The sequence below is a fragment of the Undibacterium sp. YM2 genome (assembly GCF_009937975.1).
Classification (GTDB): Bacteria; Pseudomonadota; Gammaproteobacteria; order Burkholderiales; family Burkholderiaceae_D; genus Undibacterium.
In genome coordinates this window covers 6453518-6477873 of the sequence record NZ_AP018441.1, presented here as the reverse complement: position 1 = coordinate 6477873, position 24356 = coordinate 6453518, and the positions used below count along the sequence as shown (strand labels likewise).

General features: G+C 52.7%; 19 protein-coding genes. 12 read left to right on the top strand and 7 right to left on the bottom strand.

Translation table 11 applies throughout. The features are described from left to right. Positions 1 to 39: 39 nt before the first annotated feature. Positions 40 to 756 (top strand): helix-turn-helix transcriptional regulator, encoded by a 717-nt coding sequence (locus UNDYM_RS29645; protein ID WP_162044368.1) that lies wholly within the window; start codon positions 40 to 42, stop codon positions 754 to 756. Between the two features lie 48 nt (positions 757 to 804). On the opposite strand, the gene UNDYM_RS29640 is transcribed toward UNDYM_RS29645, so the two are convergent. Then, a complete protein-coding gene (locus tag UNDYM_RS29640; RefSeq protein WP_162044367.1) occupies positions 805 to 1140 on the bottom strand; it encodes a hypothetical protein in 336 nt (111 codons plus the stop codon). A 300-nt stretch (positions 1141 to 1440) separates the two neighbouring features. Here UNDYM_RS29640 and UNDYM_RS29635 point away from each other — a divergent pair, with 300 nt between their 5' ends. Then, the gene (locus tag UNDYM_RS29635) at positions 1441 to 2232 is read left to right on the top strand and encodes a class II glutamine amidotransferase (protein WP_162044366.1); all 792 of its coding nucleotides are present in this window, start codon (positions 1441 to 1443) and stop codon (positions 2230 to 2232) included. Continuing rightward, the gene (locus tag UNDYM_RS29630; RefSeq protein ID WP_162044365.1) at positions 2229 to 3155 is read left to right on the top strand and encodes a LysR family transcriptional regulator; all 927 of its coding nucleotides are present in this window, start codon (positions 2229 to 2231) and stop codon (positions 3153 to 3155) included. Before UNDYM_RS29635 ends, UNDYM_RS29630 begins: the two co-directional genes overlap by 4 nt. Positions 3156 to 3427: 272 nt before the next feature. On the opposite strand, the gene UNDYM_RS29625 is transcribed toward UNDYM_RS29630, so the two are convergent. The 4 genes from UNDYM_RS29625 to UNDYM_RS29610 form a co-directional block, all read right to left on the bottom strand. Next, the gene (locus tag UNDYM_RS29625; RefSeq protein WP_162044364.1) at positions 3428 to 4585 is read right to left on the bottom strand and encodes a BMP family ABC transporter substrate-binding protein; all 1158 of its coding nucleotides are present in this window, start codon (positions 4583 to 4585) and stop codon (positions 3428 to 3430) included. A 71-nt stretch (positions 4586 to 4656) separates the two neighbouring features. Next, complete coding sequence (locus UNDYM_RS29620; protein WP_162044363.1) at positions 4657 to 5577, bottom strand: ABC transporter permease; 921 nt, start codon at positions 5575 to 5577, stop codon at positions 4657 to 4659. Positions 5578 to 5583: 6 nt separating this feature from the next. Then, complete coding sequence (locus tag UNDYM_RS29615) at positions 5584 to 6651, bottom strand: ABC transporter permease (RefSeq protein WP_162044362.1); 1068 nt, start codon at positions 6649 to 6651, stop codon at positions 5584 to 5586. Further along, on the bottom strand, positions 6644 to 8278 hold the full coding sequence (locus tag UNDYM_RS29610; RefSeq protein WP_162044361.1) for an ABC transporter ATP-binding protein: 1635 nt from the start codon (positions 8276 to 8278) through the stop codon (positions 6644 to 6646). The genes UNDYM_RS29615 and UNDYM_RS29610 overlap by 8 nt, the downstream gene beginning before the upstream one ends. 371 nt (positions 8279 to 8649) lie before the next feature. On the opposite strand from UNDYM_RS29610, the gene UNDYM_RS29605 reads away from it, so the two are divergent. From UNDYM_RS29605 to UNDYM_RS29585, 5 genes are all read left to right on the top strand, one after another. Beyond that, positions 8650 to 9477: an AraC family transcriptional regulator gene (locus UNDYM_RS29605; protein WP_162044360.1), complete on the top strand. Its 828-nt coding sequence runs from the start codon at positions 8650 to 8652 to the stop codon at positions 9475 to 9477. A gap of 600 nt (positions 9478 to 10077) precedes the next feature. Then, positions 10078 to 10815 (top strand): AzlC family ABC transporter permease, encoded by a 738-nt coding sequence (locus UNDYM_RS29600; protein WP_162044359.1) that lies wholly within the window; start codon positions 10078 to 10080, stop codon positions 10813 to 10815. Next, complete coding sequence (locus tag UNDYM_RS29595) at positions 10812 to 11132, top strand: AzlD domain-containing protein (protein WP_162044358.1); 321 nt, start codon at positions 10812 to 10814, stop codon at positions 11130 to 11132. The genes UNDYM_RS29600 and UNDYM_RS29595 overlap by 4 nt, the downstream gene beginning before the upstream one ends. Before the next feature lie 71 nt (positions 11133 to 11203). Continuing rightward, positions 11204 to 12349, top strand: a complete 1146-nt coding sequence (locus UNDYM_RS29590; protein ID WP_162044357.1) for a serine hydrolase — start codon at positions 11204 to 11206, stop codon at positions 12347 to 12349. A 15-nt stretch (positions 12350 to 12364) separates the two neighbouring features. Then, positions 12365 to 13780: a metallophosphoesterase gene (locus UNDYM_RS29585; RefSeq protein WP_162044356.1), complete on the top strand. Its 1416-nt coding sequence runs from the start codon at positions 12365 to 12367 to the stop codon at positions 13778 to 13780. Positions 13781 to 13847: 67 nt separating this feature from the next. Here UNDYM_RS29585 and UNDYM_RS29580 read toward each other — a convergent pair whose 3' ends face one another. After that, positions 13848 to 16073 (bottom strand): ATP-binding protein, encoded by a 2226-nt coding sequence (locus UNDYM_RS29580; RefSeq protein ID WP_162044355.1) that lies wholly within the window; start codon positions 16071 to 16073, stop codon positions 13848 to 13850. A gap of 60 nt (positions 16074 to 16133) precedes the next feature. Continuing rightward, entirely contained in the window at positions 16134 to 17846 is a 1713-nt protein-coding gene (locus tag UNDYM_RS29575; RefSeq protein WP_370529497.1) for an ABC transporter substrate-binding protein, read from the bottom strand. Between the two features lie 391 nt (positions 17847 to 18237). Here UNDYM_RS29575 and UNDYM_RS29570 point away from each other — a divergent pair, with 391 nt between their 5' ends. The 4 genes from UNDYM_RS29570 to UNDYM_RS31195 all read left to right on the top strand — a co-directional run bounded on the left by UNDYM_RS29570 (position 18238) and on the right by UNDYM_RS31195 (position 24342). Beyond that, positions 18238 to 20454, top strand: coding sequence for a TonB-dependent receptor (locus UNDYM_RS29570; protein WP_162044354.1), 2217 nt, complete (start codon positions 18238 to 18240; stop codon positions 20452 to 20454). Between the two features lie 341 nt (positions 20455 to 20795). Beyond that, positions 20796 to 21989, top strand: a complete 1194-nt coding sequence (locus UNDYM_RS29565) for a hypothetical protein (RefSeq protein ID WP_162044353.1) — start codon at positions 20796 to 20798, stop codon at positions 21987 to 21989. Between the two features lie 14 nt (positions 21990 to 22003). Next, entirely contained in the window at positions 22004 to 22417 is a 414-nt protein-coding gene (locus UNDYM_RS29560) for a hypothetical protein (protein WP_162044352.1), read from the top strand. A 209-nt stretch (positions 22418 to 22626) separates the two neighbouring features. Next, on the top strand, positions 22627 to 24342 hold the full coding sequence (locus UNDYM_RS31195) for a methyl-accepting chemotaxis protein (protein WP_162044351.1): 1716 nt from the start codon (positions 22627 to 22629) through the stop codon (positions 24340 to 24342). Positions 24343 to 24356 lie beyond the last annotated feature (14 nt).

The window sequence follows — 24356 nt, the reverse complement described above, 5'->3', positions numbered from 1 at the left end:
GGACTTGTTTGCATTGAACAATTCGCTTACCATCAAACTATGAATGTAGAAAATTCCACCAATATAGAATACGCCGACACCCAGTTAGCCAAGCTGGCCGGTGCCATTGCCGAGCCTGCGCGCTCGCGCATGCTGTGCAGCCTGATGGACGGGCGCGCCCGTACCAGTACCGAGCTGGCTGCCGTGGCCGAGGTCAGCCCCTCTACTGCCAGTGTGCACTTGAGCAAATTGCTGGAACAGCATCTGGTGAATGTGGTGGCGCAGGGCAAGCACCGCTATTACCAGCTTGCCAGTAATGAAGTGGCGATTGCACTGGAATCTTTGTTACTGATCGCCGGTTTGCCCAAGTCACGCTTTGTACCAAATACACCAGACCGCCTGCGCAAGGCGCGTACCTGCTATGACCACATGGCAGGTGAAGTAGCCGTGGGTGTGCATGATTACCTCATGCAGCAAGCCTGGATCAGGCCCGTGGAAGGTGAAGAAACCGCTTATGAATTGACAACAGCAGGCAGCAAAGGCCTGGAAGAACTGGGGCTGGATATTGCTGCCACCCGCAAGGCCAGACGGCGTTTCGCCTGTTCCTGCCTGGACTGGAGTGAGCGCACACCACATCTGGGTGGTGCTTTGGGCGCGGCTTTATTGAATTTGCTGCTGAACCGCGCCTGGCTGGAGCGTGATCTTGATAGCCGGGCACTGGCACTGACCAGCAAGGGCAAACGTGAGTTTCAAAAAGTGTTTGCCATAAAAACCTGAGGCTGGAAGCCTGAGCTTCGCTTATTCGGCTTATTTGGTTTATTCGGCTTATTCCTTTGTGCCCAGCTTGATCTTGGCAAGGCGGTCTATGATCGCAGGCTTTAACTTGCGGAAGTACACCAGGTCTATCGCAAACATGGAAACAAGAGCCAGGCCCACCGTCAGCACGCAGCTGATCCATATCGAGTCTGGAGCAGCGATACGGTTGGACAGATAAACAGCCGCAAATATTGTCAAGCCTGTCAGGAATTCACGCCAGAATGGCTTGGGTGTCTTGAATGTTTTCTGCGCTGCCAGTAACACCAATTCGGGATAGTGTTTGGGCGCAACATCCTTTAATTCAGGGACTGCCAGCAATAAGGCATCAGTGCTGAAATTGTGCATGATTATCCATCCTTTGTTCACCTGATATCAGGTCTCACAGATTATTATCGGCTTCAATATCAACTTAGTCCACGGTCAAAATGTAAAACATTTACCACGGGCACCATTAAAGCGACATTCGCTTGCCAGAGATGAGCGCACCAGATCCTACATCAGCAAGATACCAGAGCGACAGCGTTGTTTTGATGGCAAATTCGCGCACAATTTGCATAAGGATCATCAAAAATCTTATGTAGATGGGAATAATAAGCGGGTTTGCCTATGGTAAGGTATGGACAAACTGTTTTCACTATATGCATCATGTGTCAATTACTAGGAATGAACTGCAATACCCCGACTGATATCGTTTTCAGTTTTACCGGGTTTGCAACACGCGGCGGTTTGACGGACGAGCACAAGGACGGCTGGGGTATCGCTTTCTTTGAAGGCAGCGGTGTACGCCTGTTTGTTGATCACCAGTCAGCGGTAGAGTCACCGGTGGCTGAGCTCATCAAACGTTATCCCATCAAATCCAGGAACGTCATCGCCCACATACGCAAGGCCACGCAGGGCCAGGTCAGCCTGGAAAACTGTCACCCTTTTGTGCGTGAATGCTGGGGACGTTACTGGGTATTTGCCCATAATGGCGATTTGAAGGAATTTGCGCCTGTGCTCGATGGCAGTTTCCAGCCAGTTGGCAATACTGACAGTGAGCGGGCATTTTGCTATTTGCTGCAACGCATGCGCCGGCATTTTGGTGAGCAATTGCCATCGGTGCAACAACTGGCGCTATTCATGCATGAGATCACCGCAGAGATTGCCAGCTATGGCACTTTCAACATGATGCTGTCGAATGGTGAGGCCCTGTTCACCCATTGTTCGACCAAACTCTACTACATCGTGCGCCAGCATCCCTTCAGTACAGCCGCCTTGACGGATGAAGATGTGGCTGTGGATTTTTCTCAGGTCACTACGCCTGCCGACAAGGTCGCCATCATCGTTACCGAACCATTGACCACGAATGAAAGCTGGACCCAGTGTGAAGCTGGCCAGATGCTGGTGTTTGTGGATGGTGATGTATTGGCTTTGCCCCAGCCAGGGGTTGTGGCATGAACCAGCGCCTGGTCGATCAGCTCGACACCAATCTCTTGCGTGTCTTGCATACCCTGCTGACCGAGCGCAGCGTCACCCGCACCGCGATGAAGCTGGGGCAATCACAACCCGCCATCAGCAATATGCTGAAACGCCTGCGTGAAATCACGGGCGACGCCATCCTGGTGCGTGGCAAGAATGGCATGACCGCGACCGAGCGTGGTGAAGAACTCTTGTTGCTTGCCCGCCAGGGTTTGAACGTACTGGAAAGCATCGCCAGCCCGGCACCGGCTTTCATGCCTGCCTCTAGCCAGCGTATATTCCAGCTAGGTGCACCGGATTACCTGAGCGCCCTGCTGATTCCTCTCATTATTGAAAAACTGCGCGAGCAGGCACCGAATGCTGGCCTGACCGTACATGCCCTGAATGCCGGTTTTGATTATGCAGCAGGTCTCGAAAGTGGCGAACTTGATTGCGTCATCGGCAACTGGCCAGACTTGCCACCGCACCTGCATCTGGCGCAATTGTTTGAAGATGAAGTGGTGTGCATGGTGAATCGCAAACACCCGGTTGTCAGCAAGGGTTTGTCGATTAAATATTATCTGGAAATGGCGCATCTGGCCCCCACACCCTACATGATGGGGCATCGCAGTATCATCGATAGCGCACTCGCAGAGCAGGGGCTGAAGCGCAAGATACAGATGACCATCCCCTACTTCGGCATGGTGCCCTATGTACTCTCACGCACCGATCTCATCTTCACCACCAGCCGCAGCTTCGCCGTGCAATGCGCGAAAGACTGGCCGATAGAAGTCTTGCCCATGCCGATTACCGTGCCCAAGATGAAGTTTTTCATGCTCTGGCATGAACGCGCGCATGCGGCGGCGGAGGTGCAATGGTTACGAAGGATAGTGGCGGAGGCTTCGGCCAAGGTGATGGTGTAAAGCACTCGCGTAGCTTGGTTGATGAACCTTAGCCCGGCAAAGTGGGATTAAAGTGACTCCTTCCCCTTCAAGGGGAGATTGATGGGAATTCGCAAAGCATGCTTTGCGCCAACAATCTCTAAGCAGCTTGCAAGCTGCGCGGTGGAATGGTTGGGATGGGGTTCCCTGACAATTTGATTATAGGTTAATTAACCGAAAACCATCCCCACCCTAACCCTCCCCTTGAAAGGGAGGGAACTAAAACATAGCGTACGCTAAAGGTTTTCCCTACATCAACCCGGCACTTTCCCCTCCACACCTTCCACATAAAACTTGATGTCATGCAGGAACTTGTCATCCGCCACGGCATCTTTGCCCAACACTTCCTTACCGGTATTGTCCTTGATAGGCCCCTTCCAGATCGGGCCTGTGCCGTCGATGACGCCCTGGCGTTTGTCGGCGATGAGTTTTTTGACTTCGTCTGACAGGCTGGCGTTGAAGGCTTTGAGGTCTATCATGTTTTCTTTGAGCCCCCACCAGGTGGTGTCTGATTTCCATGTTTTGTTGAGCACTTCATCGACGCGCTTGGTGTAATACACACCCCAGTCTATGACGGATGCTGCCAGGTGGGCTTTGGCGCCGAACTTGCTCATGTCGCTGTCCCAGCCAAAGGCATATGCGCCTTTTTCTTCGGCGGTTTGCACGACGGCGGCAGAGTCCGTGTTTTGCATGAGTACATCGACGCCCTGGCCTATCAGGGTAGTGGCGGCTTCGCGCTCCTTACCCGGGTCAAACCATTTGTTGACCCAGACTACCTTGGTGGTTGCCTTGGGATTCACAGAGCGTGCACCGAGGGTGAAGGAATTGATATTGCGCAGCACTTCAGGAATAGGCAGGGAGGCAACCACGCCGAGCTTGCCAGACTTGCTCATTTTGCCCGCAGCGATACCGGCGAGGTAGGCGCCTTCATAAGTGCGCACATCATATTGCGCGAGATTTTCAGCAGTTTTATAGCCGGTCGCATGTTCAAACTTCACATCTGGAAAGTCCTTGGCGACTTTGAGCATGGCTTCCATATAGCCAAAGGTGGTGCCGAAGATGACTTTGTTACCCTGTGTGGCCAGGTCGCGGAAGACGCGTTCTGCATCGGCGGCACTTTCAGGAATGCTTTCAACAAAGCTGGTTTTGACCTTGTCGCCAAACTTGGCTTCAACAGCCTTGCGGCCTGCGTCGTGGGCATAAGTCCAGCCTGCGTCACCGACCGGCCCTACATAGACGAAAGCGACTTTCAGAGGTTCTGCCGCAGCAGGTGCGGCAGCGGTGCTGGCTGGTGCAGGCGCTGCTGCGCTGGCGCTGGCGGATTTGTTTTCTTCTTTCTGGCCACAACCAGCAAGACCGACAATCGCCAGGGACAGCGCGGCTGCCAGGGTTTTTCTGCGGGTAATTTTCATGGGTAGCTTCCTTCGTCTGATTTTCAGTTGTAATCAAAAAAACGCACAGCAAATGACATCTCTATCAATACTTAAGCAGACCCCGGGCGGAAAGGCTTGCCCAGGGAGGCTGGCATGTTCAGGCGTATCCAGTCAGGATTACGCGAGATCAGCACCAGCACGATAATCGTTGCCAGGTAGGGCAGCATGGATAAAATTTCCGATGGGATGGCGATGCCTATCGCCTGGAAATGGAACTGCAAAATCGTCACGCTGCCAAACAGTAGAGCACCCAGCAAGACCCGTGCCGGACGCCAGGTGGCAAAAGTCGTCAGCGCCAGTGCGATCCAGCCGCGCCCGGCGACCAGGCCTTCCACCCACATCGGTGTATACACGACAGACAGGTAAGCACCAGCGATACCGCAGCAGGCTCCACTGAACAGCAGCGCCAGATAACGTATCTTGCGCACGGGGTAACCCAGTGCATGGGCAGATTCTGGTGATTCACCGACTGCCTTCAGGACCAGACCAGCGCGGCTGCGTTGCAGGAACCAGATGATGCCCGCACACAGTAAAAGGCCAAAATACACGGCCAGATGCTGATCAAAAAAGGCTTTGCCGAGGAAGGGGATGTCCGATAAAAAGGCGACGCCATGTGGCCCGGCAGGCAGTGACTGGCCGACAAATGACTGTCCTATGAAGGCCGAAAGGCCGGTACCAAAGATGGATAAGGCCAGGCCAGTGGCTACCTGGTTGGTGGCCAGCACCAGTGCCAGCCAGGCAAACAGGGTTGCCATCAACATGCCGGCTACCGCGCCTGCGACAAAACCCAGCCAGGGTAGATGGGTCTGGTGGGCCACGGCAAAACCGGTGATGGCAGCCACCAGCATCATGCCCTCGGCACCAAGATTGAGCACACCTGCACGTTCATTGATCAGCAAACCCAAAGCGGCGATCAGTAAGGTTGTGCCAGAGTTGATGGAGGCGGCGATCAGGGCAGCAAAATTTTCCATGATTGTTTATTTCTGCCAGCGCAGGCGGTAATTGATCAGGGTGTCGCAAGCCAGCAGCAAGAACAGCAGCATGCCCTGGAACAGGCCAGTGATGGCAGAAGGCAGGCCAAGGCGCGATTGCGCCATTTCACCACCGAGGTAAAACAGCGACAGCATCAGACCACCAAAGATGGTGCCTATGGGGTTAAGACGACCAATGAAGGCGACGATAATGGCGGCAAAACCATAACCAGGCGAGATCGAAGGCAAGACCTGACCTATGGGCCCGGCCACTTCGAATGCTCCTGCCATGCCAGCGAAACCACCTGATATCAATAACGACGTCCACAGGGCGCGGCGGCTGGAGAAACCGGCATAACGCGCTGCCAGCGGTGCCAGCCCGCCTACCGTCAGGCGGTAACCTGCAAAGCTGCGATACACAAACACTGCCATCAAGCCACTGGCGACCAGCATGACGATAAAGCCTATATGCAGGCGGCTGCCCGAGAACAGGTGGGGCAACAGATAATCACTGGAAAACACCTTGGACTGCGGGAAGTTCATGCCATGCGGGTCTTTCAGCGGACCATTGACGGCATACATCAGCAGCAATTGCGCGATATAGGTCAGCATCAGCGACACCAAAATTTCATTGGCATTGAAACGGTCACGCAGCAAGGCCGTGATGGATGCCCACAAGGCACCACCAACTACACCCGCGCAAGTTGCCAGCAGCAAAACCATGCCACCCGACAAGCCAGGTGTGCCAGTATCAAAAAACAGTATGGTGCTGCCAGCGGCCAGGCCACCGGCGATCAACTGCCCTTCGGCACCGATGTTCCAGACATTGGCGCGATAGCAGACCGACAGCCCGAGCGCGCACAAGACCAGTGGCGTGGTCTTCAATAATAATTCGGCGATGGCAGTCTTGCTGCTTATCGGTTCTATCAAAAAGACCTGCAGGCCAGTCAAAGGATTTTTTCCCAGTGCCATGAACAGCAGGGCACCCAAAAAGATCGTCAGCAGCAAAGCCAGCACGGGAGAAAGGTAGGCCATGCTGCGCGAGCTGGCAGCGCGTAATTCCAGCTTAAGCATGCTCACCCCGCTCGTTGCTGTATGGTTTCTTTTTGCGGCTGCCACCGCCACCGGTTTTACCGAGTGACACCGTTTCTGCCGTTGTCCATTCTTCCCACAAACCACTCATCCACAATCCTATTTTTTCCCTGGTCGCGCTGGCAGTTGCTATCGATGGCGACAAACGGCCCTTGGCGATCACATGCATGCGGTCACATAATTCAAACAATTCATCGAGTTCTTCCGAGATCACCAGTACTGCGCAACCAGCCTGCTTGAGCTTGCGTATCTCATCATGGATTTGCGCTGCTGCCCCTACATCAACACCCCAGGTTGGCTGGGCGACGATAAATACATCCGGCTGGCGTGTGATTTCACGACCCACAATAAACTTTTGCAGATTGCCACCCGACAGGCTGCGCGCCAGTGCCGCAGGCCCGCCAGCCTTGACGCGGAAGCGGGCGATGATGTCTGCCGCTGCCTGTATCGTATGGCGAAAATTGATCATGCCCTTGTTGACGAAAGGCGCGTGCTGGTGCGACAACAGCATATTGTCAGTCAGGCTCATCTCGGGTACTGCGCCCCGGCCCAGGCGCTCTTCCGGCACCAGGCTCTGGCCCAGCTTGCGCCTGCTCTCAGGGCCACGGTTGCCTACTGGCTTGCCTTTGAGTTCTATCATCTGCGGCGCGGCGCGCCTGTCTTCGCCGGACAAGGCGGCAAGGAGTTCTTGCTGACCATTGCCGGATACACCGGCGATGCCAACGATTTCGCCACCAAATAATTCCAGTTGTATATCTTCGAGTGCAGTCGCAAAGGCATGTGCCCTGGGCAGGCTCAATTGCCTGATGCGCAAACGCGACTCACCCAGGGTGACGGGCCCGGTATGGGCAGATGGCGGTAAGTCCTCACCTATCATCATGCGCGACAGGCTGGCGGCAGTTTCCTGCGCCGGGTCGCAATGCCCGGTGACCTTGCCCGCACGCATGACGGTGGCGCTGTGGCATAGCTCACGGATTTCATCGAGCTTATGGCTGATGTACAGGATGCTGCAACCCTCAGCGGCAATCTTGCGCAGGGTGACAAACAGTTTTTGTACGGCTTGCGGTGTCAATACCGAGGTTGGTTCATCAAGGATCAGCAATTGCGGTTTGGTCAGCAGAGCGCGCACGATTTCCACACGCTGCCTTTCACCAACTGACAAGGTATGTACATGGCGGTGCGGTTCCAGCTCCAGGCCGTAGTTTTCACCGGTCTGGGCGATTTGTTCAGCCAGTTCCAGCATATTCACATACTGGTCCAGACCGAGGGCGATATTCTCGGCCACGGTCAGGGTATCAAACAGGGAAAAATGCTGGAATACCATGGCGATGCCCAGCTTGCGCGCATCCTGCGGTGTCGCTACTCTGACTTCCTGGCCATTCCAGCGCACCGTGCCTGAATCTGGCTTGACGGCACCAAAGATGATTTTCATCAGCGTCGATTTGCCTGCGCCATTCTCACCGAGTACCGCATGGATTTCACCCGGTGCCACCTGCAGATTGACACCATCATTGGCAACCACCGCCGGATAGCGTTTACAGATATCGGTCAGTTCCAGCCTGGGCACTATGGGTGAAGCAGCAGAAGTCACTTTGACCTTTCTTTCCATCCGGTGGTAGAAATTCTAGAGTATGGATTAAGTCCCTGGCTGCACATCACGCTGGCGACATGCTGGACATTTGCTCATCATTATAAGTGGCAGCCCAGCGCAAATTCAAAATCTATTTATCATTTGGCACAAGATGAAATTTGTTTGCCCGAAATCAAATTGGAAGAAATCATTTAAATTTTTCATGTGAGTGTTTTACGTTGTTTTCCAGCATCAGATAAAAATGTATGCGCGCTTGCCCGCAAACCTGCATACAAAATTTTGCCAATGCACAGCTTTCAGGCAAATGTATGGTGTCACCAAATGTAAGATTCACCCACTAAGTATAGAATAGCCCTTAATAATCAGGCCTTTACCGCATTTCTTTGTGTATGGAAAAACCAGCCACCTTCCGTGACGACGCCCGTTTCTGGCGCAGCCCGCTGCTGCCGGATGCGGAGTTGTTGACGGCAGAATACTTCGCGCAAGAGTTTGCCCCGCACTGGCACGAAGGCTTTTCCATCCCCGTCATACAGTCTGGCGCGCAAACTTACCGCTATCGCGGCAGCCGTTGCCTGGCCTCGGTTGGCTGCATTGCTGCCATTAATCCCGGCGAAGTGCATACGGGTGAAAGGGCAACCGAACATGGCTGGGCCTACCGCGCTTTTTACCCATCGGTGGACTGGATGCAGCAACTCGCCAGCGACATGGCAGGTAGCCCCGCTGGCGTTCCCTGGTTGCCAGACGGTGTCATTGAGGATGCCGAAGTCTCTGCCCAACTTGCCTTTGCCCATCGCCTGCTGGAAGCCGGTAGTGATCCACTCGCCGCCGAAAACGCCCTGACCGCAGGCTTTGCCCTGATGCTGTCGCGCTACGCCCGCAGCCGTCCGGCCATACAAACTATCTTGCCTGATGCGGTCAGGGTAGAAATGATGAAATCCCGGCTTAGCGAAGACTTGAGCGTTGCCATCAGCCTGACTGAGCTGGCACAAGAGGTAGGTCTGTCCAGTTTCTACGCCGCTCGTTTGTTCTCCCGCACGACTGGTATGCCACCGCACGCCTGGCGCAACCAGCTGAGGTTGAACCGCGCTCAGAGTCTGCTGCGGCAGAATCTGTCGGTGACTGAGATTGCGACGATGACAGGGTTTGCAGACCAGAGTCATTTCACGCGGCATTTTAAGAGGGCGTTTGGGGTGGCGCCGGGGAGATGGCGGGTTTGAATGAATTTTGACGGTTCGACCTGTCGTGTATTAAGTAAAGCAATTAGCGGTCGTATTGACGTTGGGGTTGTTGTTGACCTTTGCTTTTGACTTTTGCCGTTCCCATGTGTCGACGCCGTTTGTGCTGTACAGAAAATGGAAAAAGAAGGACCGCTGTCTGAGCGTAGCGAGTTTCGGGCCTTCCCATTTTTTGTACTGCATAAACGGGAACCCCCTTTAGGGGGCGACGACGCCTGGGTCGCCTTCTTTTGCTTACTTTTCTTGGCGACAGCAAGAAAAGTGAGTAGCTGCCGGGCTACCCCCGGCCTGCAATCGTAAATGACTGATACAGGTAATTCAAAAATAGATGCATAAAATAATACGAATCTGAAGTTAATGTAGTTCACGATATGCAACGAACGCCACTGGATTCCAGCCAAAAGCACGCTGGAATGACGTAGCTAACATTTATAGTCATTTAATTTACTTTCAGCCAGGTAAGGTACGTAAGTAAATTCTTTATTTCAAATAACGCCCCCAAACCGCAAGAACGTACAAGCCCATTCCCCAATTAACAGGCAAGATCCCATTCAATCGCCATCCGCAATATGGAATCACCCCATGCCCCCATCCACAAGAATGAAGCACTTCACCGCCGGTATCCGCGACACCGTCCCCATGCTGGTCGGTGCAGCCCCCTTCGGCATGATTTTTGGCACGCTCGTTGCCACCGCACAAATGCAGGCCTGGCAGGGGCAGTTGATGTCGCTGGCGGTGTTTGCAGGCTCCAGCCAGTTCATTGCGACTGGCCTCATCGCCAGCCACACGGGCATGCTGGTGATCTGGCTGGCGACTTTTATCGTTAATTTGCGGCATATGCTGTATGCGGCTGCACTGATGCCACACGTCAGGCATTTGCCAAGGCGCTGGCGCTGGGGGCTGGGATTCTTGCTGACAGACGAGACCTTTGCTGTGGTGGAACGACATTACCGCCAGCATCCCCAAGATGCGCAGGGACACTGGTATTTCCTCGGCTCTGGCCTGTCCATGTATGTTAACTGGCAATTCTGGACGCTGACAGGCCTGATGTTCGGGGCGATATTCCCGCAGTTGCAGACCCTGGGCCTGGACTTTGCCATGGTGGCAACTTTTATTGCGATCGTCGTGCCGCAGTTGTTCAAACGCCCGCATTTGCTGGCGGCCATCGTCGCTGGCAGCGCGGCCTATGCCTTGCAACATTTGCCCTATAAGCTGGGTTTGCTGGTGGCGATTGCCTTTGGAGTGGCGACTGGCATGCTGGTGTCGCGCTTTACCAGACAAGATAATAAGCAAGAACAAATCACCGTGGAGCAGGCATGAATATCACTTTGACCATACTCGGCATGGCGCTTATCACCTTTCTGGTAAAAGCCCTGATCTTCATCCTTGGTGACCGTGTGGCATTTTCCGGCAACCTCAAAAAAGCGCTGGAGTTTGTGCCGGTGACCGTGTTGACTGCCATCATTGTCCCCATGATCCTGTCACCGCATGGCAAGGAGCTGGAACTGAGCTGGCGTAATCCGCAACTGGTGGCGGCGACTGTGGCAGCCTTGCTGTGTGCGGTGACCAGACATCAGTTGGCAACCATCATCGTTGGGCTGACGGTGTTCTTTAGCTGGCAGTATATGTTGAGTTGAGGGTAGGATATACCCTTTGTAGCTTCAATATCTGGTAAATGACTTACGATTTCAGCCCAATCAACGCGGCGATGCAAAAATATGTGGACAGGCAAATCCTGTCCGGTGTCTCGACTGCGGTGCTGGTCGGGCGTGAGCTGGTGCACCAGCACTGCACAGGCTGGGCAGACCGCGAGAGCCAGACGGCTATGCGCGATGACCACTTGTTCCGCGTGTTTTCGAATACCAAGCTGATCACCTCAATAGCAGTGCTGCTGTTGATGGAAGATGGCAAGCTGGAACTCGATCAACCCGCTGAAGAATTCCTGCCCCAGCTCGCACACCTGCAGGTGCTCAAACCCGGTGCGACGCGCATTGACGATACCGAGCCAGCACGCAACAAGATCACCATCAGGCACCTACTTTGCCATACCGCCGGCCTCAGTTATGGCTTGCTGGATCATGGTACGGTCATGTACAAGGCCTACAATGAAAAGCGGGTCATGAATGCCTTTACTACGCTGGCCGAGATGATGGATGTGCTGGCAGAGTTGCCACTGAGTTTTCATCCCGGTGAGACCTGGGAATATTCGATAGCCACCGATGTGTTGGCGCGCCTGGTCGAAGTGGTCAGCGGCATGAGTTTTGACCGCTTCCTGCAATTACGCATATTCAATCCTCTGGCCATGCATGACACCAGCTTTGTCGTGCCTGAGCATAAACTGGACAGGCTGGCGTCTTACTATGCCGGTACTGACCCGCAAAATATCCTGCAGCGTGGCTTGCGCAAGCTCGACAAATCACCCTACCCCGGCGCATTCACGACGCCGGTGGCACGCCTGTCTGGCGGCGGTGGACTGGTATCGAGCATGCAGGATATGCTCTCACTGATGCGCAGCTTCATGCCCGATGGCGATACCTTGCTCAGGCCTGAAACTATCAAATTGATGATGCAAAACCATTTGCCTGCGGGTACAGGCATTGCTTTTCCCGGCGTTGGCGATGTACCGGGCAAGGGCTTCGGACTCGGTGGTGCGGTAACATTAAGACCCTCATCGATAGACCCGCCAGCTTCCGTTGGAGAGTTTGAATGGGGTGGTATCGCTGGTACCCACTGGTGGATATCACCACGCCACAATATCGCCGGGGTATTGATGACACAAAGACTGATGAGTTTCTGGCATCCCTTCTCTTTCGACTTCAAGAGACTGGCCTACGAGACATTGGGATTGAAATAAAAGATGGAGAACAATATGCACACACATAGCTTGCCAGAACGACGACTGCTCGCCATCGCTGCCATCAGCAGTTTGCTGGCGGCCTGTAGCAGCCTGCCTACACAACACGATGCAAAAATACAGGCTGCCTGGGTGGTATTGGGCGAAAATGGCCAGGCCATAGCCCGCGCTGTGACGACAGACAATATCTGTCCTTCCCTGGCGCAGGATGGCAACATGGTTGCGATGAACCACAGGGCAGGGCCAAGTACTCTGCCTTTGCGCAAGACAGCCAGCAAACCGGAAGACAGCAAGCCTTCCGATTTTCCTGTGCTGACTTGTGAAGCACCCTTGCTGCCGACTACCAAAACAGCCAGTGTCGGCGGACGGGATTTACCGATACCAAAACCGGTCGCACAAAAAATCATCGTCATTGGTGATACCGGTTGTCGTTTGAAAGTCGCAGACAATTACTTCCAGTCTTGCAATGACAGCGAGAAATGGGCCTTCCGCGAAATGGTGGAAACCGCAGCGCGCTTCAAGCCTGACCTGGTCGTACATGTTGGAGATTATCACTACCGCGAAAATGCCTGCCCCGAAGGAAATAAGGAATGTGCAGGCAGCCCATGGGGTTATGGCTGGGATACCTGGCAGGCAGATTTTTTTACACCAGCGCAGGCTTTGCTGAAGGCTGCGCCCTGGGTAGTCGTGCGCGGCAATCATGAAACCTGCGTCCGTGCAGGCCAGGGCTGGTGGCGCCTGATGGACCCGCGTCCTTTGAAGAGGGGACGTGACTGTGTTGATGAATCAGATGACATGCGTGGCGACTATAGCGATCCTTATGCCGTACCGTTGGGCCGTATAGGCAGCGAGCAGGCGCAACTGATCATCTTTGACTCAGCCAAAGTGCCTATCAAACCACTTGCAAAAACCGATGCTGCCTACAAGTTATATATGGAGCAGTTCAAGACCGTCAACAAGCTGGCAGAAAGTGCAGACTTCAATATCTTCATCGACCACCACCCTGTGCTGGCCTTTGCTGCTGAACGTAAAAAAGATGGGCCACTGAATATCTTCCCTGGCAATCTCGCCATGCAGGACATCATGCAAACCCTGAATACCACGCGCTTGTTCCCTTCCAAAGTACAGGCGACCCTGTCCGGTCATGTGCATTTGTTTGAAGCGCTGACTTTCAGTACTGATCATCCTGTGCAATTTGTTTCAGGCAATGGTGGCTCTTCGCTTGATACACCGCTGCCTGTGCCACTGGCCGCCAATTCCACACCGTATACTGAGGCAAAACTGGATTACTTCAGCAATTCGAATGAAGTCGGCTTCATGACCATGGAGCGTGAACAGCAAAGCTGGAAAGTCCAGGCCTGGAACAAGCAAGGTAAGCTGATTACTGAGTGCCGCATGCAGGGCAATAAGACTGAGTGCAGCAACAAGTAAATCTGGGTTATCGCTTTTTGTAATACTAGCCCCAGTCCCTGCTGCAAGAGCAAAATTAAGATCAGGATCAGGACTGGGGCTTGGTTTTTTCTTCCGCTACCGGTGCAATTAAAGGCACGATGACAGTAAAACAGCTACCCTCGCCAGCTTCACTGTGCACCTGGATTTTCCCACCGAGTATCTTGCTCACCAGGTTATAGACTATATTCATGCCCAGGCCAGAACCACCCTGGCCTAACTTGGTGGTAAAGAAGGGATCAAAGACTTTCGTCAAATGCTCTTGCGCGATCCCGCTGCCATTGTCCCTGAATTCAAGTTTGACATGATCCTGGTCCAGCAGGCTGGTACTCAGGCACATCATGCCGCTGCTGCGTCCTTCAAAACCATGCCGGATGGAATTGGTCAGGAAATTTCCTATGATTTGTCCCAGCGCGCCAGGATAACTGTCCATACGTATATCTGCCTGCAAATCGGTTTGCATTGCAAAGCCGGTCTTGGCATACAGGGATGAATTGGTCAGCAGGATTTCTTCCACTACCTGCCTCAAGTCAAATTGCCTGCGCATATCGCTGGACTGATCGACCGCCACATGCTTGAAGCTGCGTATCAGTTCAGAAGCACGCTGCAGAGAGCGCATCAAGACATCAGCACCAAAAATGGTGCTCTCCAGGAAGGCATTGAAGGCACTGCGTTTGATCGCCCCTTGTTGCAGGTCATCCTGCAATAACCTGGCCTGGTCTTGCAGGGTACTGGCAACGGTCACGCTATTGCCTATGGGAGTATTCAGCTCATGCGCCACACCTGCCACCAGCGAACCCAGCGAGGCCAGTTTCTCTTGCTTTATCAATTCACCTTGCATGAGTTGCAGCGAATTCAGGGCTTCTGCCAGTTCTGCATTCGAGCGCTCAAGGTTCTCGGTACGCCTGGCAACCCGGTCTTCGAGCGAGGCATTCAGGTACAGCAAGTCCTGCTCTGCGGCGAGCTGGCGTGTCACATCCTGCGGGGTGACGATGTAACGAGCTTCACCATCCGCCATATAAGTGCGCGAGGACAGCAGGCAAACCCTGATGCTGCCGTCAGCATGCCTGAGTCTCGCCTGAAAATGATCTATCTGCGGCTCAGTGCGCAAGAGTGAGACAAAGCTGCGTAACTCTTCTTTATCTACCCAAAAATATTTCAGGTACTGCTCTTCAGGACCGACGATGTCTTCTTGACGGTAGCCAAATAATCGTATCCAGGCATCATTGACAGCATCGATTTTCCGGGTGTGCAGATTGACCAGGGAAATCGCCAGTGGCGAACGTTCAAAAATTTCAGAAAATTTATATTCGGCATTTCTGAGGGTCGCTTCAGACACCCGCAATTTATGGAATTGTCTGGCCAGCATGGCCATGACACCGAGCAGTAGCAAAACCACCACCGCAGTAAAGATGGCCCTGGTTTGCAGGCGCTGGTGCCAGGGGGCGAGTATACTTTCAAGATCACGCCCATATACGACGCTGAGCGGGAAACCGCTGACCTTGCGATACGCATACAGACGCTCAAACTCATCATCAAGCCATTCAGGGTCAGTGAAACTGCCTTCCTTGTCCTGGCTGGCCAGCCTGTGTGTCGCAGGCTCCTTGCTGATATCCCGGTTCACATAGCGCGCCTCAAACGGGGAGCGAACGATGATAAAACCAGCATTGGCAATCAGGGCCAGCATCGCATTATTCTCTTTTGCCACATTCGCATACAGCTCGGCAAAGTAAGCGATGCGCAGGTCAGTGCTGATTATTGCCACCTGCTTACCCGTCTTATCAAACACATTGCGTGCGATAGGCAAGACCAGCTGGCTGTCGTAGCGGCTTTCATACGGGCTACCGATGACGACCTCTTTATATTCAGGATGTTGCGTGAGGAAATGGATATCATCCCTGTCAGCAACTGACATTTGATGCGATGGAAAATCAGGCGAGCTGACCCAGCTATTACCAGCCAGGTCTATGTAGCGCAAAGCCTTGATATAGCGGTAATCCTGGGCATCATAATTATTGATGAAATGCTGGATATCAACGCCCACATCCGAGAAAGAGGCGGCGGCAATCGCTGCAGTATCAAGTTTTTGCACGCCATCCTGCATGGTCTGGGCCACATGTTCTTCAAGCAGGCGCACGGCTACATGGGCATTGCTGCGCTCTGCTTCCAGCGTCAATTCCCTGTCTTGCCGGGCACTCCAGTATGACTGTGCCAGGATGGCCGAAACGATTAGTATCGTGACGGTTATCAGGCTCAGATTTTTACGCAGGAACACGCTATGCCTTTCTTTGCACTTTATTGTTCAATCCTTGCATGAATGAACCAGTCTGAACTGTTATTTGACGCGGCCTTCGCGCCAGGCTTGTAATAGTTTGTCATAGGCAATGGTTTCGCCTTTGGGTTTTTCCACCGCCAGTTTTTTCCATGGTGCGCCCTTGTCGGTCAGGTATTTTGCTGTATCACGCACGGGATTAAGTTTTGGCGGACAATTCTTCATACCCTTGCTTTGCAGTTCCGCCATGACCTGGTCTATCTGTACGGCCAGTTTGTCGAGCGCTATTTGTGGGCTGATCTCGCCTTGCACTACGGGCGCGATATTGCTCCACCACAGACTCGCCAGCTTTGGGTAATCCGGTACATTATTCCCTGTCGGCGTCCAGGCGACCCTGGCAGGGCTGCGGTAGAACTCGATCAGGCCGCCGTAACGATAGGCATTTTTTGTGAAGTACTCATGACGTATGTCTGATTCGCGTATGAAGGTCAGGCCGACGATGGATTTTTTCAGCGACACGCTTTTTGAAGTGACGAATTGCGCATACAGCCAGGCAGCGGCCTTGCGGTGTTCTGGTGTTGATTTGAAGAAGGTCCATGAACCCACATCCTGGTAACCATTTTGCATACCGGTTTTCCAGTAGGCACCGTGAGGTGAAGGAGCCATGCGCCATTTGGGGCTGCCATCAGCATTCATGACGGGCAAATCCGGCTTGATCATAGCGGCGGTAAAGGCGGTATACCAAAAGATTTGCTGGGCAATCTGGCCTTGCGCCGGCACTGGCCCGGCCTCAGTAAAATTCAATTGCCTGGCTTGCGGCGGCGCATATTTATTCAGCCATTCCAGGTATTTACTGAGTGCATACACTGCCGCCGGTGAATTGGTGGCACCACCTCTGGCAACACTGGCACCTACTGCCGTGCATTTGTCACTCGCGACACGTATGCCCCATTCATCGACCGGCAAGCCATTTGGTATGCCACGGTCTGCCGCGCCTGCCATCGATAACCAGGCATCGGTAAAGCGCCAGCCCAGCGAAGGATCACTCTTGCCATAATCCATGTGGCCGTAGATAGCTTTGCCGTCTATGGTTTTGACATCCTTGCTGAAGAATTCTGCAATGTCTTCATAGGCTGACCAGTTTTGCGGTACGCCCAGTTCATAGCCATATTTTTGCCGGAATTGCTCTTGCAAGTCCTTGCGGGCAAACAGGTCAGCCCGGAACCAGTAGAGATTGGCAAATTGCTGGTCTGGCAGTTGGTAGAGTTTGCCATCAGGTGCAGTCGTAAAGCTGGTACCGATGAAGTCCTTGATGTCGAGGTCGGGGTTAGTGTATTCCCTGCCCTTGTCCTTCATATAGTCTGACAGTGGTTCTATGACACCATAACGGTAATGGGTACCTATCAGGTCAGAGTCCGAGATCCAGCCATCGTAGCTGCTCTTGTCTGCATACATGGCTTTTTGCAGACGCTCAACCAGCTCACCTTCGGGCATGGTTTCATGAATGACCTTGATGCCGGTAATCTCAAAAAATGCTTTTGCCAGCACGGTGGATTCATAGGCATGGGTATCGATGATTTCAGACGCCACCCTGATCTCGCTGACACCGGCCCGCTTCAGTTTGTCTGCCGCTGCAATGAACCAGCGCATCTCATCCATCTGCTGGGTGGCAGTCAGACTGGATATCTTGAATTCTTCGCGCAACCATTTTTCGGCAGCCAGTTGATCAGCATGTGCATGCAGGCATGGCAGCATCAGCAATGTTGCCAGCAACATTACTGATATGGTGTCGGATTTCCGGATTGCAGCCATTCATGGACTCCATCTTAAGGACAAACAGCTTCTTGCTTTGGCTTTCTTTACTCCTGGCAGCCGCTGTAGACAGATAACGTGAGGATGCTCCGTATAAATAATTTATTAAAACTGCAATCACACTCAAACTGATTGCAAGAAGGAAATATATTTATGCATCTGCCGCAGACCAAGAAGATACAACGATCGGCCAGGCATGAGTGACGATTCCTCATGAGTTGAAGATTTTTTACCTTTTTTTCAATCGTGGCCTGTTGTTACGTCATCAAACAGTCACACTGCTTACACCGTCCTGTCACATGCACTTCCTACACTTGCGGGTTTTCTACCCACCAAGCTCATTGGAAGGCAAATGATGACACGCAAGCAAGTTCAATTTTCCATGCATATCATGACGGCGCAGGTGTTGCTCGCCATCGCATGCATGACACAGCAGCACGCCAGGGCACAAACTGTTGCCACTCCTGAAACTGTACAGGAGTCACCGTCCGCGCTGGATGCTGATGCCATCAAATCGCGTGTTGTCATCAGTGGCTCTTCAATAGGTAACCGGGCACCGGTACAAACTTCGCTGAAAGCGACTCAGCCCCAGTCCGTGATCACGGCTACCTTTATAGAACAATCCGTGACGCCGCTCGCAGATTTTAATGCGGTGGCACGCATCGCTCCCAGCGTAGGTGCAGGTGTATCTGCAAATGGGCCAGGTCTGGCCGAAACCAAGGTGACGCTGCGTGGTTTTCAGGATGGCGAATATAACATCACCTATGATGGCATTCCTTTTGGCGACACCAATAATCCTACTCATCATTCCACCTCGTATTTCCCGGCACGCATCATCGGTGGCATGGTCATAGAACGTGGTCCTGGCAATGCCAGCAACCTGGGGCAGGCGACATTTGGTGGCTCAGTCAATCTGTTTTCCAAAGAGTTGTCGCAGGATTTTCATTTCTCGCCTTATGCCACATTTGGTTCCTGGAATACCAGGATGACTGGTGTGCAAATCGACAGCGGCACCAGCTCGTATTTTGGCGATACCCGTTTCATGTTCAATGGCTCGCGCCTGACGACAGATGGCTACCTGACTTATAGCGGAGTAACCGAAGACAATTACCAGTTCAAACTGCAGCGCAGCCTGGGTAAGGACACCACGCTGACCGTGTTCTCGACCTTCAACAAGATCACCAGCTATGCAGCCGACAAAGGGGGCGTGACCTTGAACCAGGTAGCACAGTTCGGCAAGAACTATGCACTCAATAATGATCCTAAGAGCCAGAATTTCTACGGCTACAACTTCAATAACAAGAACACGGATTTTGACTACATACGCCTGCAGTCAAAACTGGCTGGCTGGGGAATCGACAATACCCTCTACACCTACTCCTATACTAATGATACTTATTCCGGCCAGGACGCCAGTGGCGCGACTGCGAATGGCACCAAGGCTGGTGTGACAGGCAATCTGAATGTTCCCGGTTATAACAAGCTCAATGCCTACCGCGTGAATGGCGATATCCTGAAAGCGAGCAATCAATTTGATGCTGGTTTGCTGCGTCTGGGCATCTGGATGGAAAATGCCAGCACCAACCGCCATACCTATGACTTTGACTGGACCCTGGGTGTCGCCAACCCGAAAGAATCGACTGCGCCCAAGAATGTCGCTTATGAGCAGGGCTCCAACTGGAGGCAATACCAGCCCTTCGTCGAATTTGAATGGGCCGCCATGCCAGACCTGACGATTACTCCAGGTTTGAAATATGTCAGCTTCCAGCGCTCACTCGATGCCAAGGTCAACCAGACCACCCGCATCCCGACCGTTACAGAACAAACCTATACAACGACCTTGCCTTTCCTGACCGCCAACTACAGCATCAACAAGGAATGGTCTGCCTATACACAAATTGCCCGCGGCTTTCTGGTGCCTGACCTGTCCATGTTCTATGTCAACACGCCCAGCCTGAGCACACCAAAGCCACAGACATCGACCAATTACCAATTGGGTATGGTTCATCAATCCCGCGATTTGACGCTGGATGCCGATGTGTATTACATAGACTTCAACAACAAGATTGCATCCACTGGCACAGGCAATGATGTCGTGTATTACAACCAGGGTGGCGTCATCTACAAGGGGATAGAAGCTGCGGCGACTTACTACCTCGGTAGCGGTTTCTCAGTGCATGCGAATGCTTCCCTGAATAGTGCCAAGGCAAAAGATACCGGCTTGCAGGTTGCCAAGGCACCTGAATCCACCTCTGCTTTTGGTTTGCTGTACAAGGCCAATGGCTTGCATGCTTCATTGATAGCAAAAACCACGGGCCAGCAATATGCAAAAGATGGCGAACCGGCAGCCTACAAAATAGCGGCTTATACCACGACGGATTTCACTATCGGTTATCGCTACAAGACAGATGGGCTGATGCTCAAAAATGTGAAGGCGCAGTTCGGTATCAATAATCTGTTCGACAAACAGGATGCCACTTCCATTTCTGTGAACAGCAAGGGTGCCGCATTTGATCAATATACTTTTGTCCCGGCACGCAGCTGGAATTTTTCAGTGACCGCTGATTTTTAAACAAATTTGCACGCACTGATTTGGTGATGGCAGGCCTTGATGGCCTGCCATTTTTGCTTTTCAAGCATGCGTATTGTCGGCATTTCGCCACGGAAAGTGCAAGAAATGGTGAAATGACTTTTTGTAAGTCTGACCATCACCTAATTTGAAAAGGCTGGCCTTTATTTATGTTTCCGTCAAGCATCTCCTAGTAGGCATCAAAAAATCTCATGCCAGCTTGCTATTTTTTTCCCGGCTTTCGAATTGTCACTGTGCAATTGTTTTGCGAATTTCCCTGAGGAAACAGTCTAAATCTGCCCATCCAATAAAACTTACAATGAAGAAACTTTCAAGGAGATAGCATGAAATTGAAACCTTTTATCACTTTATTGGCGATGGCATCCGCTGTTTCAGCCGCCTGGGCTGAGGACACATCGAACATCACCGTTAGCGGATTTGGTACTGCCGCACTGACACGCAGCAATACTTCTGACGCAGAATTTGCCCGTCCAAATCAATTGGCTGGAGTCACCAGCGGTGCAAAAACCGGGGTGGATTCCAATCTTGGTTTGCAGGTCACGGCAAAAATGAATGACTGGCTGTCTTTTACGGGGCAGGGTCTGGTGCGTAAAAACGTTACGGACAATTTTGGTGCAGAACTGGCCTGGGCCTTTGCCAAAGCCAAGGTATCTGACAACCTGAACATACGCGTGGGCCGCGTTGGCCTGCCTGTGTATATGATTTCTGATTATCGCAATGTAGGCTATGCCAACACCATGTTGCGCCCGCCAGTAGAAATGTACACCCAGGTTACACTGGAAAGCCTGGATGGTGCCGACCTACTGTACCAGACCAATCTTGGTGATACTGCCGTGACTGCACAAGTTGCTTATGGTGTGACGGACTCGGACAACCGCGGTGGCTTTACAGCGAAATTCAAAAAGGTATCAAGCATCAATATCGTTGCTGAAAACGGTCCTTTCACTTTCCGTTTTGGCCGTGTCGATGCGAATGTCACTGTTGATAATTCCACTAACCTCAACACCCTGGTTTCTGGCCTGACGAAGTTCGGTTTTGCCTCTGCTGCAAATGCAATTGCGGTAAATGACACCAAGGCTTCTTTCACTTCAGTCGGTCTCGGTGTGGACTGGAAGAGCATGGTAGTACAGGCAGAATATGGCAAGCGTAAATCTGCCAGCCTGTCTATTGCTGACACCACTTCCTGGTACACCATGTTTGGCTACCGCATGGGTGCCTTCCTTCCCTATGTAGTCCACGCATCCGCCACCCAGGACAGCCCACGCACCGTCGCAGGCCTGCCAGCTGCTGGCCCGTTGCTGCCTTACACTCTGGGCGCAAATGCCCTGGCGTCAGCATCTCCTATACAAAGCAGCAACAGCATAGGTGTACGCTGGGATTTCCATAAATCTGCCGCTTTGAAATTACAGCTCGACAGAATGTCACCCGACAATGGCCCAGGGGTATTCATCAATGCCAAGCCGGGTTTCAAAGGTCCAGTGACCGTGTTTGCAGCAGCAGTTGATTTTGTATTCTGATGGGGGGAGGCGCGATGAATAAGCAATTGATACAGTTTTTGTTGGCCGCCACTGTCATGACTGGCACTGCAATGGTGCAAGCAGCCGAGCTGGTAGTGATCGTTAATACTGCCAACCCGGCAACCGCCATGACAGCAACCCAGGCTTCGCAGTTTTTCCTCGGCAAGTCGGCCATGTTTACTCCTGTCGATTTGCCAGACAACTCACCGATACGTGCAGAGTTCTACAAGAAAGTCGCCGACAAGGACTTGTCTGAAGTAAAAACCATCTGGTCCAAGCTGGTGTTCACCGGCAAAGGTACAGCACCGAAGGAATTGCACAATAGTGCAGAAGTCAAAAAAGCCGTGGCTGCCAATCCTACAGGCATAGGCTATATAGAAAAATCAGCGGTGGATGCCACGGTCAAGGTTGTGACCCAATTGCCCTGACCACCTGGTCGGTTAATTACCCAAAAAAAAGAAAGCTGCTGGTCGGCTTTCTTTTTTTTTCGCTTTTTTTACATTGATGCTACAAATTACCGTTCAGAAATTTGCATTCCGCAACACTTCCTTCTACAACTAGATATATAGTCATAATATCCCCCGCCTCTGTTTCAGAAGTTTGCAATTTTGTTGTTCTTTTCGATAAAGGACTTACCATGAAATTGTTTTACGACCTGAGGATTTCTGCCAAGCTGTTTGTTGGCTTCATACTGCTGCTGTTACTCACCATTTTCCTGGGTGGCTTTTCAGTCTATCAATTGTCCAGGGTGAATAGTACTGCACTGGAACTGGGCACCAACTGGATGCCCAGCGTCAACGCCGCCATGGGCATCAAGGAAAGAATCTCACGCCTGCGCACCCAGGAAATGCAGATAGTCATGTCTGCTGGCGACGAAGAAAACCTGAAGAAATATGAAAAGCGCTGGAATGACTATGTTGCCGAACTCAAGAAGTATGAAGCAGACTACGTCAAACTGATCAGCACGGAGGACGAAAAAAAGTTCTTTGCCGACTACAGCAAACTGTGGGAGCGCTATGTAGTCGAGGCAAAAAAGCTGACCGCCCAGGCCAATGCAGGCAATATGGAAGAAGCCCGTACCACCTTGCGCGGCGAATCGTCAAAACTGAATGCCGACATGCTGGCGATGGCCGACAAGATGGTGCAGGTAAACGCCGATGGCGGTATCGCTGAATACCGTACGGGCGAGCAGATTTATGCCAATTCCCGCAGCCTCATACTTGGTCTCATCGTCGTGACTATCGCGCTGGGCCTGCTACTGGCTTACTGGATAGCCAGGGTGGTCGCAAGACCCTTGCAGGAAGCAGTCAAGGTTGCCAAGACGGTGGCCTCTGGCGATCTGACCAGCGATATCCAGGTAAAGACCAGGGACGAAACCGGGGAACTCCTGCAAGCCCTGAAAGAAATGAATGCCAGCCTCTTGTCGGTAGTCAGCGAAGTGCGCACTGGTACAGACCTGATCGCCACCGCCTCGACAGAAATTGCGAATGGCAACATGGATCTGTCAGCCCGCACAGAAAGCCAGGCCGGTTCTCTCGAAGAAACGGCATCTTCCATGGAAGAACTGACTTCTACCGTCAAGCATAATAGTGATAATGCGCGCCAGGCCAATCAGCTATCGCATTCAGCTTCTGCCGTGGCGCAAAAAGGGGGGAGCGTGGTATCGCAAGTGGTCGATACCATGGGTTCCATCAATGAATCCTCCAAAAAAATTGTCGATATCATTGCCGTCATTGATGGCATTGCCTTTCAGACCAATATCCTGGCGCTGAACGCAGCAGTAGAGGCCGCGCGGGCTGGCGAGCAGGGGCGCGGCTTTGCCGTGGTGGCATCAGAAGTGCGCAACCTCGCGCAGCGCTCTGCCAGTGCCGCCAAGGAAATCAAGACTCTCATCAATGACTCAGTCGAAAAAGTCGATCTCGGTACACGCCTGGTCGATGAAGCAGGTATCACCATGAAAGAAGTGGTCGACAGCGTCAAACGTGTCAGTGACATCATCAGCGAGATTACTGCAGCCGGTGCCGAACAAAGCTCAGGCATAGACCAGATCAATACCGCCATCATACAAATGGACCAGGTCACCCAGCAGAACGCGGCACTGGTGGAAGAGGCGGCCGCCGCCGCAGGAGCTTTGCAAGAACAGGCAGCCAACCTGAGCCGTGTTGTCGCGGTGTTCAAACTGCACAATGCGCAGCCTGCTACCGGTTTTCAAAGCCAGGTAGCCAGGCCCGCCCCCAGAGTAACTGCACAATCCCCAAAACCTGCAACGACTACACGCAAACTGCCGTCAGCAAAAGCAGCAACAAAACAGCGTGAACCAGCCAAGACCGAGCAAGACTGGGAAGAGTTCTGAGATGTTTAACCCGG

What these genes read in the sequence shown, in the direction of transcription:
- UNDYM_RS29590 (WP_162044357.1), top strand. Translation starts at nt 11,204, where the DNA reads ATGCAAAAATATGTGGACAGGCAAATCCTGTCCGGTGTCTCGACTGCG.
- UNDYM_RS29615 (WP_162044362.1), bottom strand. Translation starts at nt 6,651, where the DNA reads ATGCTTAAGCTGGAATTACGCGCTGCCAGCTCGCGCAGCATGGCCTAC.
- UNDYM_RS29635 (WP_162044366.1), top strand. Translation starts at nt 1,441, where the DNA reads ATGTGTCAATTACTAGGAATGAACTGCAATACCCCGACTGATATCGTT.
- UNDYM_RS29625 (WP_162044364.1), bottom strand. Translation starts at nt 4,585, where the DNA reads ATGAAAATTACCCGCAGAAAAACCCTGGCAGCCGCGCTGTCCCTGGCG.
- UNDYM_RS29645 (WP_162044368.1), top strand. Translation starts at nt 40, where the DNA reads ATGAATGTAGAAAATTCCACCAATATAGAATACGCCGACACCCAGTTA.
- UNDYM_RS29605 (WP_162044360.1), top strand. Translation starts at nt 8,650, where the DNA reads ATGGAAAAACCAGCCACCTTCCGTGACGACGCCCGTTTCTGGCGCAGC.
- UNDYM_RS29575 (WP_370529497.1), bottom strand. Translation starts at nt 17,846, where the DNA reads ATGTTGCTGGCAACATTGCTGATGCTGCCATGCCTGCATGCACATGCT.
- UNDYM_RS29620 (WP_162044363.1), bottom strand. Translation starts at nt 5,577, where the DNA reads ATGGAAAATTTTGCTGCCCTGATCGCCGCCTCCATCAACTCTGGCACA.
- UNDYM_RS29565 (WP_162044353.1), top strand. Translation starts at nt 20,796, where the DNA reads ATGAAATTGAAACCTTTTATCACTTTATTGGCGATGGCATCCGCTGTT.
- UNDYM_RS29585 (WP_162044356.1), top strand. Translation starts at nt 12,365, where the DNA reads ATGCACACACATAGCTTGCCAGAACGACGACTGCTCGCCATCGCTGCC.
- UNDYM_RS29610 (WP_162044361.1), bottom strand. Translation starts at nt 8,278, where the DNA reads ATGGAAAGAAAGGTCAAAGTGACTTCTGCTGCTTCACCCATAGTGCCC.
- UNDYM_RS29640 (WP_162044367.1), bottom strand. Translation starts at nt 1,140, where the DNA reads ATGCACAATTTCAGCACTGATGCCTTATTGCTGGCAGTCCCTGAATTA.
- UNDYM_RS31195 (WP_162044351.1), top strand. Translation starts at nt 22,627, where the DNA reads ATGAAATTGTTTTACGACCTGAGGATTTCTGCCAAGCTGTTTGTTGGC.
- UNDYM_RS29630 (WP_162044365.1), top strand. Translation starts at nt 2,229, where the DNA reads ATGAACCAGCGCCTGGTCGATCAGCTCGACACCAATCTCTTGCGTGTC.
- UNDYM_RS29560 (WP_162044352.1), top strand. Translation starts at nt 22,004, where the DNA reads ATGAATAAGCAATTGATACAGTTTTTGTTGGCCGCCACTGTCATGACT.
- UNDYM_RS29595 (WP_162044358.1), top strand. Translation starts at nt 10,812, where the DNA reads ATGAATATCACTTTGACCATACTCGGCATGGCGCTTATCACCTTTCTG.
- UNDYM_RS29570 (WP_162044354.1), top strand. Translation starts at nt 18,238, where the DNA reads ATGACACGCAAGCAAGTTCAATTTTCCATGCATATCATGACGGCGCAG.
- UNDYM_RS29600 (WP_162044359.1), top strand. Translation starts at nt 10,078, where the DNA reads ATGCCCCCATCCACAAGAATGAAGCACTTCACCGCCGGTATCCGCGAC.